Source organism: Cytobacillus firmus DS1, from assembly GCF_000565285.1.
Taxonomy (GTDB): Bacteria; Bacillota; Bacilli; order Bacillales; family Cytobacillaceae; genus Cytobacillus; species Cytobacillus firmus_A.
The window spans coordinates 110,477-129,080 of record NZ_APVL01000014.1 but is presented as its reverse complement, the minus strand read 5'-3'; the positions used below and the strand labels follow the sequence as shown (position 1 = coordinate 129,080).

The following is an 18,604-nucleotide window of genomic DNA, read 5'->3' as shown; positions in this document are numbered from 1 at the left end:
AATGATTTAAACGTTGACGTTTTGTTCGTTCAGTTTTCAAAGAACAATCTTTTCAGTTGCTGCCTCTTAAAGCAACTTTATAATAATATCATTTCCAGCCTTCCGAGTCAACAATAATTAAAAAATATTTTTTTAAAAAAGAAGCTGTGTGAAAGCTGTTCTTAAATAATAGCATCGTCCATGTTCCAGGTCAATGCTTTATGCGTGGTATATTATTCCATTTCATTTTGTTTTTCTTTTTATTATTTCAGTACTTAGCGTTAATTGCATGACGGGAACATATAATTATTTAACTTCCTGATTAATATCAGCAATAGTATAAGTATTACACTAAAAAAAATAGGATTCCAAAAAGAGCTTATTACTAAAATGCCCATCTTTACCATAATAATATGAAATGCAAAATCAGCAAAAAATAATAAAGAAAGCCATTTGAATCGATAATATTTAATTATGACAACGGTCAGAAGCAGCGCATAAATAATCCAGACTAGAACACTGAAAGCTACATGGTCCTGATAAGGAGACTCAAACCATCCGACTTTATAATAATGAGATCCAACGATAGCCGTCAAACCAAAAGAGATTCCTTGAAAGATTGTGGTGATAGCCATATACACAGTTATAAATTGAATAAAAAAAGATGGGGCATCGACTCTATTCCTCCACCATTTTATAACAAATACAGCCGCAAACAATATTACAGGGGTAAACCAGGATTTCCACCAGTTATGTTCATAGATGCCAAGCCCCAGAAATAACTCTTCTATTCCATAAATGGAGGCTATTATTATAATAATCCATTTGAAGGGGATTCTAAAAGCCGCTATCGCCATCAAAACACTAGGAATAAAAAAAGCCTGTGAAATACTTGAACCAAAAACATCGTCATACCAATGGATTGAAAAGAAATTCGGATAGTAGGTGTATGCCTGACCTAAAATCAATACGATATATTCCAGTAAAAAAGAAAGACCCATAGTGAAGAAATAAACAGCCAGATTAAGACGAAAGTCTGTTTTCTTATAAGTTATATAAATAAGACCTATGCTAATAAGCACCAACCCAAGAAACCAAAGCAAATTTGACATTCTTCCACATCCAGTTTCGCTCGTTTCCATTATTTTGTTCATCTCGAACAAACATATACTTCTTCATTGAACGAGAAAATTTTAATAAAAGAAGGTCAAAGCATGGATACAAGAGCTGTCTGCGGAACAAATATTTAACTGGGAAAGCATCTTAGACGAGCCTTTCTCTTATTTATTATGCAAAAAATAAAAGGGCGATTTAAATCGCCCTTACAATTATTTAGAAAATATGCTGTTATTGTTAACGACTTGCAATTCTTTAGTCGTTTCTTTCATTTCACTTTTGCAAATCGGACAAAGAGGCACCTGGCTGCTTTTGAAATTATCCCTTACCCAGCAATTGCAGGCCTCAGATGTACACTCCCAAATTTTCACTTCTTCAACCTTGATTTCTTCCATGTTTTTTCTGCCAAATCCCATTGCCATATACAGGCACCTCCCAAAGAGTAAGACCCTTACCCAAAATAAAAATCACTTGCTATATAAAGTGACGAACCACTGGCTCTATATAACAAGTGTTTATGGGCAATATTATATTCTTTTAACTAAAAATAGTATAACATATTTAAATGCTTCTGTCAAAAAGTTCTAAACCTGCAGCTGTAATCATTGAAACACAGCAAAAAATTGATAAATACTATTAACCCAATCCGGGAAAAGTGTATAATGACATGTACAGTAGCGATAGAAAGGGGGAAGACCATGAACATTACTAGTTATACTGTAGAATACATACAGGATCCCACTGGCATTTTAACAGGGGACCGCTACGAATTCTTTTTAGATATTGATGTGGATGAAGAAGATGAATTATATTCAGAGAATGGCATGAAGCTAAGAGTGCTTTATTTTAAAAATGGAGAAGACGAGAGGATTCTTAATTACCATTTTGTTGAAGGCGGGTCTGGAACGATATTGGATTTCGCTTTAGATGAAGATGAAGAACAAACAGTTTCAGCTTTCTGCCGGGAGAACCTTTCCCAGGCAGAAGAATAAGAGCAGGGTTCCCCTGCTCTTTTACTATATTTAAATTCCCTTGCCCTCTTCAATAATGTGATACATTAAATGCGCTAAATGCTGTATAGGTGTATATTCTTCTTCCCTATCCACATTATTTCCTTCATTAAAATCAAGGTCATTCAGATAAAGAGCTGTGAATTGGTAGAAGTCTTTTAATTCAAAAGCAAAGCATGCACTGGGTTCTTCCGATTCCCCTTCATATTGGAGAACCATATAAGACTCTTTACCTTTCTTATCGATAGCATCAAAAAATATAAAATAACCAACATTTGAGTTCAATTCAAATAAATGCCTTGTGCCGCCTTCTGTATATTGTTCAAAGTCATTTTCATTCAGCTTCTGAACAACCATCTGCTGTATATTGTCTTCCCTATGGAACTTCACTGTGAATTTTTCCATTCAATCTCCCCCTTAACCCATACAATCCTAACATACTGCTATATTAATTTACATAATTTCAATCAGTACTCAAATGTATTAAATTTTAGGACTATTCGTTCGAACCGTTTTCTTATATTATTGGTTTATCAATTTTTTATACAGGAGGCCGACTGATTGCTGACAAAAAAACAATTAGACGATATTCGCTCTCTGCAGCAAATAAGTGAAGAGACAGAGAATATCGAATTAAAATTAAATTGGGATACTTTGAAATCGAGACCTGCAGATGAGAAAAATGACTATTTTCATTATGATAAAAGCGGAAAATTATTAGGGTATCTTGCTCTTTATAATTTCGGTGGCCCGGTGGAATTATGCGGATTGGTCCATCCGGATCACAGACGTAAGGGCATCTTCACCAGCTTGTTTAATGAAGCAGTAAAGCAGTTAACTAAGGCACGCAAATTGCTTATTAATGCACCAGCCTCTTCCGAATCTGCGAAAGGTTTTATAAAGTCATTGCCTTGCACCTATTCTTTCTCCGAGTATCAAATGAAACGCCATAAAAGCGCGGAGATCGGAACAATAAACCAGGAAGTCGCTATGAGGAAAGCAGTGAGCAGTGACCTGAATTTCATAAATCATCTCGATACAGTATGCTTTGATATTCCAAAAGAAGAGGCAGAGGCATTTAATAATCATATCTTCGACTGCGAAAATGAGAAGACATTTATAATTGAATACAAAAGCGTAAAAACCGGCAAGATCAGGATTCAAAAAGAAGAAGATACTGCCTGGATATACGGCTTTGCTATCGATCCATTATTCCAGGGAAAAGGAATCGGCAGGAATGCCCTTACCAATGTTGTTAACCTTCAGCACAATAAGGGAGTTAATTGGGTTAATCTGGAAGTAGCTGCAGAAAATGACCACGCTCTATCATTATACAAATCATGCGGCTTTGAGCCATACGGCACACAGGATTATTATGAATTTGACCTTAATACACTAAAGATTTAACGAAGTTTTATTCCTTTGAATCGAAAAAAACATGATTGAACTTTAACTCATCTGTAATTTCCAGGATGCCGAACGAATAGTTCGGCTGCCTGCGCTTGTCAGTTGGAGACCCGGGGTTAAACAGGATAACCTCATTATGAAGTTTCTTGACCGGGATATGCGAATGTCCGAAAATAATAGCATCAACTTCTTCATCATCGAAAGCCTCAATACATCTTTTTTCAGTTGTTAATCCCCTTCCATGCCCATGGACAACACCTATTTTATAACCTTCTATTTCAAGCAGAATTTTCCCCTTTAAAATAGCGCGCAGTTCATCGCTGTCAGTATTTCCATATACCCCCTCAACCGGCGCACATTCTTTTAATTCGTGATAAAGTTCGATGCTCTGCCAATCCCCTGCATGAATCATTAAGTCACAGCCGTTCATTTCATTCAACAATACTCCCGGCAGCTGTTTTGACTTCTTTGGCATGTGGGTATCTGATAAAATGAGGATTCTAATCACTATCAGTCCTTTCTCCTTACTGTTGAACCTTATTTACAAAAAAATAAAAGAGAGCCCCCATTTCAATCAAGGGACTCTCTTATCAATCATTATAACTTTGTTACATTTACAGCTTGCGGTCCACGCTGGCCCTGCTCTATGTCAAAGTTAACTTCCTGGCCTTCATCAAGGGTTTTGAAACCTTCTGTCTGGATTGCAGAGTAATGAACAAATACATCTTCTCCGCCTTCAACTTCGATAAAACCAAAACCTTTTTCTGAGTTAAACCATTTTACTTTGCCTGTTGCCATGTAAATTTCCTCCTAATATCAATAACTCACAGAGTGATTAATTACCCTGCATTTACTAATATGGGTAAAAACTTCAATTTTTATAATAAAATATTCAAAAAGCAGTGAAAAAAATCTTTTTTTCGCTATTCAGGCCGCATTATCCCTTATTGCTATTGCTGCGTGGCTTACTGCTCCGTCTGTCCCGGCCGCCTTTAAAATCTCTTCTATCGCGTCCGCCGCCTCTGGATCTGTCGCTGAATCTTCTTCCTCCGCGATCACCTTTAGGTTTTCTGACACGGATAGGCTCAACCGCAGTTAATTTAACCGGTGTCACATCAGGACCTTTAGTCAGCAATTTAAAGGCTGCAGCAAGCAAAGTAACAGAATCTGTATCTTCAAGAAGATTTTCCGCTACTCTCTTGAAGTCTGCGTGTTCTTCTTTTTCAATAACTTCCATAAGTTTATTAATAGTCGCCTGCTGATTGCCTGCAACAACATCCTTAAAGGAAGGGACAGGCCTTTTCGCCATTTTGCTCTTTGTAACATTTTCAATTATTTTCAGATGGTCAATTTCTCTTGGAGAAACGAATGTAATCGCAAGCCCCTTGTTTCCAGCACGGCCTGTACGTCCAATCCGGTGGACATAGCTTTCAGGATCCTGCGGTATATCGAAGTTATAAACATGGGAAACGCCTGAAATATCAAGGCCTCGGGCAGCAACATCAGTCGCAACCATAATATCGATTGTCTGTTCTTTAAATCGGCGGATTACCTGATCTCTTTTCGCCTGAGGAATATCGCCATGAATTCCTTCAGCCGAATATCCTCTCTTAATGAGTCCTTCCACCACTTCATCTACACGCTTTTTGGTTCTGCCAAATACAATCGCCAACTCAGGTGATTGGATATCCAGAAGATTGCAAAGCACATCAAATTTCTGTTTTTCATGCACTTCCATGTAATACTGTTCAATATTTTTAACAGTCATTTCTTTTGCTTTCACTTTTACCATTTCAGGCTCCTGCATGAATTTTTCAGCAAGGGACTGAATTCTTCTTGGCATGGTTGCCGAGAAAAGCAAGGTTTGACGCTCACCTTTAATTTCGCTTAGGATTCTTTCGATATCCTCGATGAATCCCATATTGAGCATTTCATCCGCTTCATCCAATACAACCATCTTGATATTGCTTAAGCGGATTGTTTTTCTTTCAATATGATCAATTAATCTGCCTGGTGTAGCTGCAATGATATGCGGGTGTTTTTTAAGCGCACGTATTTGGCGATTAATATCCTGACCGCCGTAAACAGGAAGTGTCCGGACACCTTTTACCTGTCCTATCCGGTTTAATTCTTCGGCCACCTGGACGGCAAGCTCCCTTGTTGGCGCAAGGACAAGACCTTGAATTCCTTCGTTTAAATCAATCTGCTCTAAAAGCGGTACACCGAAAGCGGTGGTTTTTCCAGTTCCAGTCTGCGCCTGGCCAATCATATCCTTGCCCTGCATTCCGATTGGAATCGCCTGTGCCTGAATTGGTGTTGGTTCCTCGAATCCCATATTGGAAAGAGCTTTTACTATTTCATTACTTAAGCCAAAATCTGAAAAAGTTGTCAAAATATGTGTTCCTCCTTGAATTATATATATTATTAGGTACTGAAAGACTGTTTTTGTATAAAGACATTGACACTTTACTAGGCTTTCCAGTTTGCATCTCTTTTTTACATTTCCGTTTGCACTAATTTTAAACTTTTTGTAAGTGAAGAATTTTAATTGGGTGAAATGAAAAATATATATTCCTAAAAGCAGGTGTTTCAGAAGATCTGTTTTGAGGAATGCTGAAGGCTACAAAGTGGATAAGCAAACATAAAAAGGTGATGCATGATTAGACATGCATCACCTCATTTAAGCAAAATTATGCTTTTGTTACGTTAGCAGCTTGAGGTCCACGGTTACCTTCAACGATTTCGAAAGTTACGTCTTGACCTTCTTCTAAAGTTTTGAAACCTTCAGTTTGGATAGCGGAGAAGTGTACGAATACATCTTGACCTTCTGAAGATTCGATGAATCCGAAACCTTTTTCTGCATTAAACCATTTAACTTTACCTGTGTTCATTTGTGTTGCCTCCCAATAAGTTGTTTTTCACTATAATGTACCATATAAACTTAAACATAAAAAAGACGCAGCTGCCAGAAATGAGGATGAACGATCGCCTACATTTCTTTGCAGCTACGTCTACTTATCCAAAAAGTATATTACGAACTTTACAGCGTTAACCTAATAATAAACGACACCCATCTATAAGTCAATCCTTTTGGAGATCAATTTTTAATTAGGGATAAATTAACTACTTACGATTTTCTTATTAGTTATCGTCTTTTCCGCAGCATGAACAGTATGTTTCAAAAGCATAGAAATCGTAACAGGTCCTACTCCACCTGGTACAGGTGTGATAGCAAACGCCTTTTCGAAACAGCTGGCATACTCGGCATCTCCAATATTTCCTTCATTATATCCGGCATCAAGAACAATAGCGCCTTCTTTAATCCATTCACCCTTAACAAAGTTAGGTTGTCCCACAGCTGCAACTACAATATCAGCCTGCTTTACAATTCTGGGCAGATCTTGGGTATATGAATGGCAGGTTGTGACCGTTGCATTTCGATTGAGTAAAAGGGCAGAAACCGGCTTGCCAAGGATTGGGCTTCTGCCGATGACAACAGCATGCATACCTTCAGCATTCAGTTTATAATAATCCATAATCTCCAAAATAGCTGCAGGTGTACAGGAAGGATATTCACCAAATCCGAAAGCAGTCTGTCCATATCCGAGGCTTGTAACACCGTCTACGTCTTTTTCAATAGCAATGGCCTCAAAAGCTTTGCGTTCATCTATATGTCCAGGCACGGGATGCTGGAGAAGGATTCCATGTATAGAAGAATCATCGTTTAGTTCTGCAATCTTTTCTAATAGTTCTTGTGTAGTTGTATCCTTTGACATATGAATACGTTTTGATAGTATGCCAAGCTTTTTACATGCATTTCCCTTCATCCTTACATACGTTTCAGACGAAGGATCATCTCCCACTAAAATAGTGGCTAAACAAGGCTCAACACCTTTTCCTTTTAATTCCTCGATACGATTTTTTAATTGGTCTTTCACATGTTTTGCCACAACAATTCCATCAAGAATAATCTTTTTTTCCGCCATGCATATTCCTCCTATAGGAAAAGCACCTATTTCGGCTTGCGGGCTTTTCCATTTCGTTATGAAAAAAGAGACAAGGGTATCCCTTATCTCTGCCCAGACGACCGGCTATACATAGACGCAGCTCCCCAGCGGTTGATTCCGCATTGTCGTCAGTCACTGCGATTTTGATAAGCTATTCTGATGAGTAGATAATATCACAAAAACACAAATAATTAAACTGAAATGAATTAAAATGTTCGTGTTTTTGAAAAATAAATAAAAAAGGACAGAAAACTGTCCTTTTAAGTGATATATTTGAGTTAATTAATTATTACCTAAAACAATGAAAGCCCTGCCTCTCTTCCATCCTTGCGGCTCCTAGACCGCGCCAGTGGGAATCAGGTCGGTCGGAATCCTATCCGACTTAGATGCTCTCTGAGATTTTAATATTAATTGGTAAGAAACTTACTGAAGTAAAAATACGGAGAAGTGTCTGGTTTACAGAAGATGATTAAGAAGATCATTCAGCGTTAAGCTGTCCACACAAATTATTCTTAATTACAAACACATACTTACTCTTTCAAAATCCTAAAGAGCATAAAACATAATAAAAAGCCGCAGTTTCACTGAAAATAAGGTTCGGCTGCCGAACATCCCAAGTGAATTAACGACTTCAACAATATACCTCAAATACTTCAATCACTATACTATCTTATATGCGGTTATCTGTCAAGAAAAAATCTTGTCACCCGAAGATCAGCTTTCTCCTTTATATTGGGTTACATCAAAATAATCGGTTGTATCTTTGTAGTCATTAAAACCAATATCCAGATCATGAAAATACCGGTGAAGTTTGATTAAAACATCCTTTTCCTTAGTGCCTGACTGCACAGATTCTGCCAGGCTGGCTATTGTCCCAAGGTCCTTCTGCAGATCCTCATTCTCTGCAGATATTTTTTTTAGGGAGTTTAAGATTAAATCAGCTTGCTTTCTTTGTTTAGGCCAGCTGACTTTACTGTCTCTTCCCCATCCAAGTGTTTCATTATAAAAAGTATGATTAGAGGCAATAAAGTCTCCTAAATCTTCGTACATTAATCCCTGTGAGGGTGTCTCCGCATTTGCCGATGTCTTTTGCATATTAGATTCATCCTTATTTAAAAAGACAAGCACACTGTACGCCAGGGCAATGGCTATGACAATTCCGAGAATTGAAAGAGTCGTGTTTAATTTTTTATTTTTCAGCAATTCGAAAGCCTCCATTTGATTTTGATTAATGTATGCTGAAGATAAATGGATTATTGCCATTTTATTTTTCCCGAAAGAATCTCCCACTCACTGCAAATGTCTTCCATGTTAATAAATTCTATGTGAACTTCCCATTCCCCTTCAATGAAAATAAAAAAGCTTTTAACACAATGTGTCAAAAGCTACTCCTGATTTTTCTGTGAGAGGAAAACTTCCATAAAATCAATGACAAATGGTTGCAGGTCAAGCTCCATCGCGATATTATCAATTGTTTCCGGAGGCTCCTCTTCTGGCTTAGGCCTAAAATCAGCTATGCTTTTCCCTTTGGCCTTTCCAAACTGTTCAATTCTCACTCTTCGTTTAACATATTTAACAAGATCGGGATTTGTAAGAACACTTAAAACAAGAACATCATGGAGAGGTGCACCCTGAATTCCCGGAACAAGCTTTTGGTAAGCTTCGTAATAATAATCATAAGCAGGTTTGATTAGATCTTTAAAAGGTGACTGGGTATTATTTGCGATAAAATTAATCGTCTCGGGCCGGATAATCGCTTTATTTGTTACGTTCAGAGGAAATATATTAATGTTTTTTGCTTTTTCCAGCACTGAATCCGCTGCGATGGGGTCAGCATAAAAGTTGGCTTCCGCCTCTGGCGTTACATTTCCCGGAACCAGAAATGCACCACCCATTAAATAAAATGCATTTACATCTTTATATGCATCCTTTCCATACAGAATGAGCGGCAGTGCCAAATCTGTCTGCCTCCCAACCCCAACGATCACAAGGTCATTTTTGTATTCATTTACAATTTCAATAATTTTGTTTATATCATATACCTTTATTTTGCTGCTGAAATCCTCCGGAGGCTGAATGGGCCCGAGGCCTTCCTTCCCGTGAATTTCAGGATAAAAGACAGCGGTCTCACCTGATAATGGACCGCTTGCCCCTGCTATAATCGGAATGTCCTCTCGGCCAGCAAGGTTCAGTAAATAGGCAGTATTATTAATGGATTCTTCTTTGGTTATGTTGCCATATGCACTGACTACACCTACTAAATTAATTTCGGGATGCTGAAGGGCATACATCAGGGCAAGTGAATCATCAACCCCCGAGTCAACAAACATGAGAACATTGTACATAATCCACCTCCGCTACCTATATATAATATAGTATGCCTGTTGAATGTCCCTTTTGTTTAAATTCTCCTATAAAAAGAAAACTCCCCGTCCGGAGAGTTTTAGTCCTGATCAGCAGGCTTTATTGCAAAGCTTAGTTCCTGGTTAAGCTGGTTCTCATAATTTCTTTCTGCAGCTGTATCCCAATTAAATGCATCAGCCATATATGAAATTACTTGCCCTTGATAATTTCTTACCGTTTCAATATCAAAAAGAAGCGCTCCTGTTCTGCGGTTAAAAAAGTCAACAGGGGTGGCAGCCATTTCATGTTCAATTGCATACTTCAGCTTTGACCATAATACAATCGGCAAGCCATAATTCTCAGCTTCACTCCTTTTTGTTTCAATCATATTAAAAATGATACCGACATTAGACCCATACATTTTAACAAGGTGCCTGGAATGTTCCGCTGATAAACCAATGCTTGTTCCTTTTTCAGTCTGAAACCTGATAAATTCCTGAAATTTGGATGCCCCCCCTACATTCCCGCCTGAAATGGGCAATGTTTTTGTGATACTTCTGCTAAATGTTCTATTAGATTCCTGTTTGAATTTTTCAGCAAGCAAATCAACAATGGTCTCGGCCATTTTCCGGTACCCGGTCAGTTTCCCTCCTGCAATTGTCAGCAACCCAGTATCCGATTCCCAAATTTCATCTTTCCGTGATATTTCGGATGGATCTTTTCCTTCTTCCCAAATAAGAGGACGAACACCAGCCCAGCTGGATTCAATGTCATTCTCAGCTATCTTTACAGAAGGGAACATAAAGTTAATGGCGTTAATGATGTATGTTCTGTCACTGACAGTCATTTTAGGATTAACGGGATTAGAATTATAGAATGTATCTGTTGTTCCCACATAGGTCTTACCATCTCTCGGAATGGCAAATACCATCCTTTTGTCAGGTGTGTCAAAATACACAGCCTGTTTTAACGGGAACTTGGATTGGTCTATTACTAAATGAACACCTTTAGTCAAACGCAGGGTCTTTCCTTTCTTTGATCCGTCTTTCTCGCGGATAGAATCAACCCAGGGACCTGCTGCGTTAATGACTTTTTTTGCTCTAATTTCATGAACCCTGCCTGTCAGCTGATCTGCAGCTGCAGCTCCGCAAACTTTTCCTTGTTCATCATATAAAAGTTTTTCGACCTTCAAATAGTTAACAGGCATAGCGCCTTTTTCTGCTGCAGCTTTCATTACCTCTATAGTGAGACGGGCATCATCTGTACGGTATTCCACATAGTAACCGCCGCCTTTAAGTCCATCTTTTTTTACAAGCGGCTCTTTTGATAATGTTTCCCTGACATTGAGCATACTTCTGCGTTCAGACTTTCTGACGCCTGCCAGAAAATCGTAAACTCTAAGGCCGATAGAGGTTGAGAACTTTCCAAATGTGCCTCCTTTATGCATCGGAAGCAGCATCCACTCCGGTGTAGTCACATGTGGCCCATTTTCATATACGATTGCCCGCTCCTTACCGACTTCCGCTACCATCTTTACTTCAAATTGTTTAAGATATCTTAATCCGCCGTGAACCAGTTTTGTTGAACGGCTGGAAGTTCCGGCTGCGAAATCCTGCATTTCGACGAGTGCCGTTTTCATTCCCCGTGTTGCCGCGTCCAGAGCAATCCCCGCTCCCGTTATGCCTCCGCCAATAATCAGAACATCAAATTCTTCTGCTGTAAGTGTATTTATCATGTCAGTACGATTTAAATTAGAAAATGTCATTGCTGTCTCCTCCTTGTCGAAAAGGCTAGTAGTTGTAACTACCCTTTTTAAGCAGGTAATAAAAAAGAGACCACAAAACACATTATCGATAAGACGATAATGATTTTGTGGTCTCTCCGCATCTCCTGCCGAACTATTAACTTAAGCTTATTATAACATAAAAGATATGATTTGTGTGTAAAACTTGCTTCTCACTATTTAAATGCAATAGCCGCCTTTACAGCCTTTTTCCAGCCTTGATAAAGATTTTCACTTACTTGATCATCCATCGAAGGATGATATGACTGATCAATTGCCCACTGCTCAGCAATTTCCTCCTGTGATTTCCAGAACCCGACGGCCAATCCCGCAAGGTAAGCTGCCCCAAGCGCGGTAGTTTCATTAATTACCGGCCTCTCTACAGGAACATCTAAAATATCTGACTGGAACTCCATCAAGAAGTTATTTTTCACGGCACCTCCGTCAACCCTAAGTGTCTTAAGTTCAATGCCTGAGTCCGCTTCCATGGCAGATAGAACATCTTTTGTCTGATAAGCAAGTGACTCGAGTGTCGCCCGGATAAAATGCTCTTTGGACGTTCCCCTTGTGACTCCGAATACCGCTCCCCTTACATCACTATCCCAATATGGTGTTCCAAGGCCTACAAAAGCCGGAACTACATAAACTCCATCAGTTGAGTCCACTCTTTTTGCATAGCTTTCGCTGTCCTTTGCATCCTTAAGCATCCTCATTCCATCACGGAGCCATTGAATGGCAGAACCCGCAACAAAAATGCTGCCCTCCAATGCATATTCAATTTTCCCCTCAAGCCCCCAGGCGATGGTGGTTAAAAGTCCATGTTCAGATTGCACCGCTTTTTCACCTGTATTCATAAGCATGAAACAGCCGGTCCCGTAAGTGTTCTTCGCCATTCCTTTCTCAAAGCATGCTTGTCCAAATAGCGCAGCCTGCTGATCACCCGCTGCTCCGGCGATGGGAACTTCCTTCCCGAAAAAGTGATAGTCAATAGTCTTAGCATACACTTCAGAAGATGGCTTCACCTCAGGCAGCATCGTTTCAGGAACTCCAAGAATGTTAAGCAGTTCTTCATCCCATCTAAGTTCGTGAATATTAAACATTAATGTGCGGGAAGCATTCGAGTAATCGGTCACATGCGCTATTCCTCCAGACAGCTTCCAGATTAGCCATGTATCGATGGTTCCAAATAATAATTTGCCCTGTTCAGCTTTTTCCCTTGCCCCTTCCACATGATCCAGTATCCACTTAACTTTTGTTCCTGAGAAGTATGCATCTATTAATAAACCGGTTCTTTCTCTGAATAGATCGTTATAGCCTTTTCCCTTCAATTCATCGCAAATTTCGCTTGTCTGCCTTGACTGCCAGACAATCGCATTATAAATTGGGGCTCCCGTTTCTTTATCCCAGACAACTGTTGTTTCCCTCTGATTTGTAATGCCAATGCCGGCAATTTGCTCAGGTTTTATGCCGGATTCTGAAAAAACACCTGCAATCACCGATAAAATCGAACCCCATATCTCATTAGCATTATGTTCAACCCAGCCAGGCTTTGGAAAATGCTGTGTGAACTCTTTTTGTGCCGTGTGCACAATTTCCCCTTTTTTATTAAATAGGATAGCACGCGAACTAGTAGTCCCCTGGTCTAATGATAAAATATATTTTTCCACAATTAACTCCTCCTAATCTTGTTCATTATTCTTATTTATGCAGCCACTTTAGAAGAATCAACTTCTCCTGGCTGTTTTTTGCCAAAAATATATGAAAGAATTAATACTATTATATTAACACCCAGCACTGCCCAAACAATACCTGAAGCTTTGCCATCGAACATCACTTGGTAGAAGCTTGAGCCCATTAATCCCCCTAGGATTGGACCCGCTACCGGTATCCATGCATACCCCCAGTTCGATTTCCCTTTGCCTGCAATGGGAAGAAGAAAATGAGCAATGCGCGGTCCCAGGTCTCTAGCCGGATTAATCGCATAGCCAGTTGTCCCTCCGAGCGACATTCCGATTACAACAATTAGAAGGCCTACAGCAATCGGATTTAAGCCTTCTGTAAATTGATTTGCTCCTATAAACATCAAACCCAATACAAGAATGAACGTCCCAATTATTTCACTCAATAAATTTGAAAATGTATGGGGAATGGCGGGACTTGTTGAGAAAACAGCAAGCTTTGCCCCCTGATCTTCTGTTTCTTTCCAATGCGGCAGATAGTGAAGGAATACAATCACCCCTCCCAAGAACCCACCCAGGACCTGAGCCAGAATATACCCGGGCACGTCTTGCCACGGGAAATCACCGCTAAGCGCAAATCCAATGGTTACAGCAGGGTTCAAGTGTGCACCGCTGATCGAACCTACAGCAAAAACCCCCATCGTTACAGCAAGCCCCCAGGCAATCGTAACAACAATCCATCCCCCATTAAAAGAGAAAGTCTTTTTTAAATTCGCCCCGGCAACAACGCCTCCTCCAAAAACAATCAAGATCATCGTTCCAATCATTTCTCCCATAAATGCAGACATCTGAAAATCCCCTTTCCATTTTGGCTGATCGGAAACAAAAAAGGAGATTCACGACAGATTAAGCCTAAAAAGGCTACACTGTGTGAATCTCCTAATCTCCGACACATAAATTAACTTGTTAAACCGAGTATACAAGTCTATGAAAACGTTGTCAAACGTTTCTTGAACATTTTTATGAAAACCTTTCCCATAATTCCATTTTTGATGTTGTAATGGCAGCTGCTCCTGCATCAAGTGCATTCTTCACTTCTTCTTCTGAGCGGATAAGCCCTCCCGCAAATATGGGGGTATTTAAGCGATCATTCACTTCTTTAATCATCCATGGCATGGCTCCCGGCAAAACCTCTATAAAGTCCGGCTTAGTCTTCTCGATTAATTTATAGCTCTTTTCGAGTGCGTGTGAATCGATCAGGAAAATTCTCTGAACAGCAATTACTCCTTTTTGCTTCGCCTTCATGATCACACTGGACTTCGTAGAAATTAATCCGTAGGGCTTAAATTCCTGGCAAATATATTCTGTTGCGTAGTCATCATTCTTCAAGCCATGAATCAGATCAACATGATAAATCATTTTTTTGTTATGCACTTTTGCCATCTGCGAAACATTTTTCAGCTGTGAAATATGCATATCGAGAAATACACCAATTTCATAGGGGCTTTCCAGGAACTTTTCAAATTCTTTCATGTTCGAAGATGCAGGCAAAATCCTTTGATTCATTCTTTCCACTCCTGTTTCTGTTATTTCCCTATGTTATAAATAAACCGCGTATTTCTCAACCCCATTACACATTTTTTCGGTACTCATAATAACGGAATCCAATTATCATAATCGTCAGCCATGCACCACCGGCAGCAAAACCGGCTATTACATCACTGGGAAAGTGAACACCTAAATAGATGCGGCTTAGCCCGATCATGATAATAAAACAGCCCAGCAGCACTGTCCACGCAGCCTTCCAGCGCTTTCTTTTTGCCAGATGGATGATCATATAGGCAAGGGAGCCATAAAAAATAAAAGATCCCATTGAATGTCCACTCGGAAAACTGAATCCCTGCTCTTCAATCAGAGGTCTGATATCCGGACGTTCTCTTTTAAAAATCCATTTCAGCAGCAGGTTAAAAAGTGCTCCAAGGCCCGATGAAAGAACCATGAACCATAAAAGTGATCTCTTTTTAAACAGGAACAAAAGAACAGCTGCTGCAAGTACCGAAAAAGCCAGCCACTTTACCGACCCTAAAAAAGTAACTACACTCATAAACTCTGTGAGCCGGGGAGAAATAAATGCCTGTACATACTGGATCAAAGACTCATCGAAATGAATTAGCTCCTCTTCCTTCAGTTCATCCACTATTTCGATAAATAACAGCAAAAACCCGCCTATGATAGAGGCCGCCAGAGCTAAGAAAAATATTTTTTTACTTGTTACATTTTTCCGGTTCATTTACTCATATCCTTTTTAGTTATAGAATTACCACAAAATCTGATAAACGGAACATTTTTTTGCGGTTTCCAAAGTGGGCTGCATTCTCGAAAATACGGATCCGCACAGTAAAAAACCGAGTCTGCATCTGCAAATTCGGTTTCAGTTCATCAAGCTTGCTTTTTAACCTTTGTTTTTGTTGAGGAACGTTTCTTTTTAGCTGCAGGTTTCTTCTTTGTTTCCACATCAGCAGGCTTAGTTTTATCAATGGATGCCTGAAGGGCAGCCATAAGGTCGGTAACATTTGCCGCAGGCTCTTTTTCAACAGGAGTGACGATATCTTTGCCGGTCCGTTTTGCTTCGATAAGCTCCAAAAGGGCGGTCCGGTAGTCATCATTATATTTCTCGGGCTTGAATTCAGTGGTTAATTGATCAATCAGCATGATGGCAGTATCGATTTCCTTATCTGTTACTTTGTCTTCTGCAGGCACATTTGGCACATCAGCAGCCTTTCTCACTTCATCAGGGTAATGAATCGTCTCCATAACAAGAGTGTTTTCATATACACGGACAACAGCCATCTGTTCTTTAGAGCGGATAATAATTTTTGCCAGACCTACTTTTTCAGACGTCTCGAGCGCTTTTCTCAAAAGGGAATACGCTTTCCCTCCTCCATCCCCTGGAGACATATAATATGTGCGATTATAATAAATCGGATCAATCTCCTGCATTTTTACAAAGTCCACAATCTCGACAGCTTTATCCTCATTTTCCTGTTTAAGCTTTTCTAAATCCTCAGCCTCTAAAACGACAAACTTTCCTTTTGTGTATTCATAAGCTTTTACAATATCCTCGTTCTTAATTTCCACTTCACAAACAGGGCAGGTTTTCTCATACTTGATTGGCGAATGACATTCCTTATGAAGATTTCTCAGCTTAATATCCTTATCTTCTGTAGCCGAATGCAGCTTAATTGGTATATTCACCAGCCCAAAACTGATGCTTCCTTTCCACATTGTATGCATAGTCAGACTCCCATTCATTTTGATGTAGTAATCATAATTTGTGTATTAATAAAATCGGAGATACGCAAAAAGAATTGGAAAAACTGAGTAGTTTTAGCGGCAAATGCCAAAACTATAATGAGAATTGTAAAGGAGGCCAAATTGAATGAGACCTATGCTTCCTACTTTAACTTTCGATGTCCCGAAAGAGAAGGAATGGCTATTTGAAGCAAAATATGATGGTTTTAGAGCGATCCTGCATTGGGACAGGGAACCCAGACTGACCAGCAGGAATAATAAGCCATTATTACATATTTTCCCTGAAGTTAAGGACTTTTTGGAAAAAAACAAAAATAAATTCGCACCATATCTTCCACTTACACTGGATGGAGAATTAGTCTTTCTGGAGAATCCTTATAAAGCCCATTTTGGGTCCATCCAGGTCAGGGGCAGGATGAGGTCTGAAAAGAAAATTAAAGAGAAATCAAAAGCTGCGCCATGCCGTCTTCTGATTTTTGATATTTTGATGGTAAAAGGCAAGAAAACGACCGATAAAGAGTACCTTAGCAGAAAAACAGAACTGGAAGCATTGTTTAAAGACTTTAATATGCCCTTAAAACCTGATGAGAAGGATCCGAGATTGGTTCAATTAATCCCTCCATACCGCAGCTTCAATGAACTTTGGGAAAAAATCGTTCTTCATGACGGAGAAGGAATAGTGGCAAAGCAGATGAAGAATAAATGGGAAGAAGGAAAGAGATCCTCTTTATGGCTGAAATTCAAGAACTGGAAATATGTTTCCTGCTTTATAACTGCTTATGAAAAATCAAATGGATACTTTTATGCCGGTGTATATCAGGGGGATGCTGTCATAGCAATCGGACAGTTTCTTTTTGGCTTGAAGCCGGATGAAAAACAAGCCTTATTTCAAATAATCAAAGAAAATAAAGCAGATGAAAACAGCCAATTCATATATGTAGAACCGGCAATTTGTGTGGATGTTAAATACCTCGAGATCTATGAGGAGCAAATGCGGGAGCCGCACTTTCACCAGTTTCGTTTCGATTTAAAGCCTGATGACTGTACATATGATCAATTTATACAGCAGCAGAAAAACCTGCCTCCCGAGATAGTAATCACCCATCCGGAAAAGCCATTATGGGAAACACCGGCTATCCAAAAGATTGATTACATTCATTTTCTAAGAGAAATCTCACCCTATATGCTGCCGTTTTTAAAAAACAGGCTTTTAACAGTTATCCGCTACCCGCATGGGATATTTGCGGAGCCCTTCTACCAGAAAAATTGCCCGGAATACGCACCGGATTTTATCGAAACCGAGATGTCGGATGGTATTGATTACATTGTCTGCAATAATTTAAAGACATTATTGTGGCTAGGCAATCAGCTTGCTTTTGAATATCATATACCGTTCAAAACGATTGCAAGCTCCGGACCAAGTGAAATCGTTTTTGATTTGGACCCGCCTTCCCGGGATGCTTTTGCTCTGGCCATTAAAGCTGCTGTTTATATTAAAGAGGTGCTTGATCAGCTGAAATTAATAAGCTTCGTAAAAACATCAGGAAATAAAGGACTGCAAATTTATATTCCTTTGCCGGAAAATACTTATACCTTTGATGATACACGGCTGTTCACTGAGTTCATTGCTCAGTATCTCCTCAACAAAGACCCGGATTCTTTTACAATTGAAAGATTAAAAAAAAACCGTGGCGGGCGGCTATATGTAGATTATATCCAGCATGCAGAAGGCAAGACGATTATAGCCCCCTATTCACCCAGAGGAAATAAATCAGCGACGGTTGCGGCTCCGCTGTTTTGGGAGGAAGTTAACGAAAAACTGTTTATGGAAAGGTTTCAAATAACCAATATGATAAAAAGAATAAACAGCGATGGCGATCCTTTTAACACTTATTTTCAAACAAAGGAAATTCAGCCGTTTTCACCTGTTCTGGAGTTTTTAAAGGAGCATAATAAAAAAGGATAAGG

At 39.4% G+C, this 18,604-nt stretch carries 19 protein-coding genes and 1 riboswitch; of the genes, 3 read left to right on the top strand and 16 right to left on the bottom strand.

The genetic code is table 11. The annotated features are described in order from the left end of the window. Positions 1 to 260: 260 nt before the first annotated feature. Together PBF_RS17870 and PBF_RS17865 are read right to left on the bottom strand one after the other, a co-directional pair. Positions 261 to 1,091 carry a hypothetical protein gene (locus PBF_RS17870; RefSeq protein WP_035331601.1) on the bottom strand — a complete coding sequence of 277 codons (831 nt, stop codon included), beginning with the start codon at positions 1,089 to 1,091 and terminating at the stop codon, positions 261 to 263. A gap of 216 nt (positions 1,092 to 1,307) precedes the next feature. Then, positions 1,308 to 1,517, bottom strand: coding sequence for a cold-shock protein (locus tag PBF_RS17865; RefSeq protein WP_035331574.1), 210 nt, complete (start codon positions 1,515 to 1,517; stop codon positions 1,308 to 1,310). 276 nt (positions 1,518 to 1,793) lie between these two features. Here PBF_RS17865 and PBF_RS17860 point away from each other — a divergent pair, with 276 nt between their 5' ends. After that, complete coding sequence (locus PBF_RS17860) at positions 1,794 to 2,087, top strand: DUF6509 family protein (protein WP_035331571.1); 294 nt, start codon at positions 1,794 to 1,796, stop codon at positions 2,085 to 2,087. A 30-nt stretch (positions 2,088 to 2,117) separates the two neighbouring features. Here the strand turns inward: PBF_RS17860 and PBF_RS17855 are convergent, their stop codons facing one another. After that, positions 2,118 to 2,510 (bottom strand): hypothetical protein, encoded by a 393-nt coding sequence (locus PBF_RS17855; protein ID WP_035331568.1) that lies wholly within the window; start codon positions 2,508 to 2,510, stop codon positions 2,118 to 2,120. 156 nt (positions 2,511 to 2,666) lie between these two features. On the opposite strand from PBF_RS17855, the gene PBF_RS17850 reads away from it, so the two are divergent. Further along, the gene (locus PBF_RS17850) at positions 2,667 to 3,512 is read left to right on the top strand and encodes a GNAT family N-acetyltransferase (RefSeq protein WP_035331566.1); all 846 of its coding nucleotides are present in this window, start codon (positions 2,667 to 2,669) and stop codon (positions 3,510 to 3,512) included. Positions 3,513 to 3,519: 7 nt separating this feature from the next. Here PBF_RS17850 and PBF_RS17845 read toward each other — a convergent pair whose 3' ends face one another. From PBF_RS17845 to PBF_RS17785, 13 genes are all read right to left on the bottom strand, one after another. After that, a complete protein-coding gene (locus PBF_RS17845) occupies positions 3,520 to 4,017 on the bottom strand; it encodes a metallophosphoesterase family protein (RefSeq protein WP_035331600.1) in 498 nt (165 codons plus the stop codon). Between the two features lie 92 nt (positions 4,018 to 4,109). Continuing rightward, the gene (locus PBF_RS17840) at positions 4,110 to 4,310 is read right to left on the bottom strand and encodes a cold-shock protein (RefSeq protein WP_009332506.1); all 201 of its coding nucleotides are present in this window, start codon (positions 4,308 to 4,310) and stop codon (positions 4,110 to 4,112) included. Between the two features lie 139 nt (positions 4,311 to 4,449). Beyond that, positions 4,450 to 5,904 carry a DEAD/DEAH box helicase gene (locus tag PBF_RS17835; protein WP_035331564.1) on the bottom strand — a complete coding sequence of 485 codons (1,455 nt, stop codon included), beginning with the start codon at positions 5,902 to 5,904 and terminating at the stop codon, positions 4,450 to 4,452. Between the two features lie 298 nt (positions 5,905 to 6,202). Further along, positions 6,203 to 6,403, bottom strand: a complete 201-nt coding sequence (locus PBF_RS17830) for a cold-shock protein (RefSeq protein WP_009332508.1) — start codon at positions 6,401 to 6,403, stop codon at positions 6,203 to 6,205. Between the two features lie 228 nt (positions 6,404 to 6,631). Next, the gene (locus PBF_RS17825; protein WP_035331562.1) at positions 6,632 to 7,498 is read right to left on the bottom strand and encodes a bifunctional 5,10-methylenetetrahydrofolate dehydrogenase/5,10-methenyltetrahydrofolate cyclohydrolase; all 867 of its coding nucleotides are present in this window, start codon (positions 7,496 to 7,498) and stop codon (positions 6,632 to 6,634) included. Positions 7,499 to 7,582: 84 nt separating this feature from the next. Beyond that, positions 7,583 to 7,665, bottom strand: a riboswitch (ZMP/ZTP riboswitch). A gap of 568 nt (positions 7,666 to 8,233) precedes the next feature. Further along, the gene (locus PBF_RS17820) at positions 8,234 to 8,722 is read right to left on the bottom strand and encodes a hypothetical protein (protein ID WP_035331599.1); all 489 of its coding nucleotides are present in this window, start codon (positions 8,720 to 8,722) and stop codon (positions 8,234 to 8,236) included. A 182-nt stretch (positions 8,723 to 8,904) separates the two neighbouring features. Then, on the bottom strand, positions 8,905 to 9,864 hold the full coding sequence (locus tag PBF_RS17815) for a nucleoside hydrolase (RefSeq protein ID WP_035331560.1): 960 nt from the start codon (positions 9,862 to 9,864) through the stop codon (positions 8,905 to 8,907). Positions 9,865 to 9,962: 98 nt separating this feature from the next. Then, entirely contained in the window at positions 9,963 to 11,627 is a 1,665-nt protein-coding gene (locus tag PBF_RS17810; protein WP_035331558.1) for a glycerol-3-phosphate dehydrogenase/oxidase, read from the bottom strand. Between the two features lie 194 nt (positions 11,628 to 11,821). Continuing rightward, a complete protein-coding gene (gene glpK / locus PBF_RS17805) occupies positions 11,822 to 13,312 on the bottom strand; it encodes a glycerol kinase GlpK (protein ID WP_035331556.1) in 1,491 nt (496 codons plus the stop codon). A gap of 35 nt (positions 13,313 to 13,347) precedes the next feature. Then, positions 13,348 to 14,172 carry an MIP/aquaporin family protein gene (locus PBF_RS17800; protein WP_035331555.1) on the bottom strand — a complete coding sequence of 275 codons (825 nt, stop codon included), beginning with the start codon at positions 14,170 to 14,172 and terminating at the stop codon, positions 13,348 to 13,350. A 172-nt stretch (positions 14,173 to 14,344) separates the two neighbouring features. Continuing rightward, complete coding sequence (locus PBF_RS17795; RefSeq protein ID WP_035331553.1) at positions 14,345 to 14,890, bottom strand: glycerol-3-phosphate responsive antiterminator; 546 nt, start codon at positions 14,888 to 14,890, stop codon at positions 14,345 to 14,347. Between the two features lie 64 nt (positions 14,891 to 14,954). Further along, positions 14,955 to 15,614 (bottom strand): phosphatase PAP2 family protein, encoded by a 660-nt coding sequence (locus PBF_RS17790; protein ID WP_051488943.1) that lies wholly within the window; start codon positions 15,612 to 15,614, stop codon positions 14,955 to 14,957. A 149-nt stretch (positions 15,615 to 15,763) separates the two neighbouring features. After that, positions 15,764 to 16,618 carry a Ku protein gene (locus PBF_RS17785; RefSeq protein WP_035331551.1) on the bottom strand — a complete coding sequence of 285 codons (855 nt, stop codon included), beginning with the start codon at positions 16,616 to 16,618 and terminating at the stop codon, positions 15,764 to 15,766. Between the two features lie 145 nt (positions 16,619 to 16,763). On the opposite strand from PBF_RS17785, the gene PBF_RS17780 reads away from it, so the two are divergent. Then, positions 16,764 to 18,602 carry a DNA ligase D gene (locus PBF_RS17780; RefSeq protein WP_035331549.1) on the top strand — a complete coding sequence of 613 codons (1,839 nt, stop codon included), beginning with the start codon at positions 16,764 to 16,766 and terminating at the stop codon, positions 18,600 to 18,602. Positions 18,603 to 18,604 lie beyond the last annotated feature (2 nt).

Excerpts from the sequence above, each read along its gene's own strand:
- PBF_RS17870 (WP_035331601.1), bottom strand. The coding sequence starts at position 1,091 with ATGTCAAATTTGCTTTGGTTTCTTGGGTTGGTGCTTATTAGCATAGGT.
- PBF_RS17865 (WP_035331574.1), bottom strand. The coding sequence starts at position 1,517 with ATGGCAATGGGATTTGGCAGAAAAAACATGGAAGAAATCAAGGTTGAA.
- PBF_RS17860 (WP_035331571.1), top strand. The coding sequence starts at position 1,794 with ATGAACATTACTAGTTATACTGTAGAATACATACAGGATCCCACTGGC.
- PBF_RS17855 (WP_035331568.1), bottom strand. The coding sequence starts at position 2,510 with ATGGAAAAATTCACAGTGAAGTTCCATAGGGAAGACAATATACAGCAG.
- PBF_RS17840 (WP_009332506.1), bottom strand. The coding sequence starts at position 4,310 with ATGGCAACAGGCAAAGTAAAATGGTTTAACTCAGAAAAAGGTTTTGGT.
- PBF_RS17830 (WP_009332508.1), bottom strand. The coding sequence starts at position 6,403 with ATGAACACAGGTAAAGTTAAATGGTTTAATGCAGAAAAAGGTTTCGGA.
- PBF_RS17825 (WP_035331562.1), bottom strand. The coding sequence starts at position 7,498 with ATGGCGGAAAAAAAGATTATTCTTGATGGAATTGTTGTGGCAAAACAT.
- PBF_RS17815 (WP_035331560.1), bottom strand. The coding sequence starts at position 9,864 with ATGTACAATGTTCTCATGTTTGTTGACTCGGGGGTTGATGATTCACTT.
- PBF_RS17810 (WP_035331558.1), bottom strand. The coding sequence starts at position 11,627 with ATGACATTTTCTAATTTAAATCGTACTGACATGATAAATACACTTACA.
- PBF_RS17800 (WP_035331555.1), bottom strand. The coding sequence starts at position 14,172 with ATGTCTGCATTTATGGGAGAAATGATTGGAACGATGATCTTGATTGTT.
- PBF_RS17795 (WP_035331553.1), bottom strand. The coding sequence starts at position 14,890 with ATGAATCAAAGGATTTTGCCTGCATCTTCGAACATGAAAGAATTTGAA.
- PBF_RS17790 (WP_051488943.1), bottom strand. The coding sequence starts at position 15,614 with ATGAACCGGAAAAATGTAACAAGTAAAAAAATATTTTTCTTAGCTCTG.
- PBF_RS17785 (WP_035331551.1), bottom strand. The coding sequence starts at position 16,618 with ATGCATACAATGTGGAAAGGAAGCATCAGTTTTGGGCTGGTGAATATA.
- PBF_RS17780 (WP_035331549.1), top strand. The coding sequence starts at position 16,764 with ATGAGACCTATGCTTCCTACTTTAACTTTCGATGTCCCGAAAGAGAAG.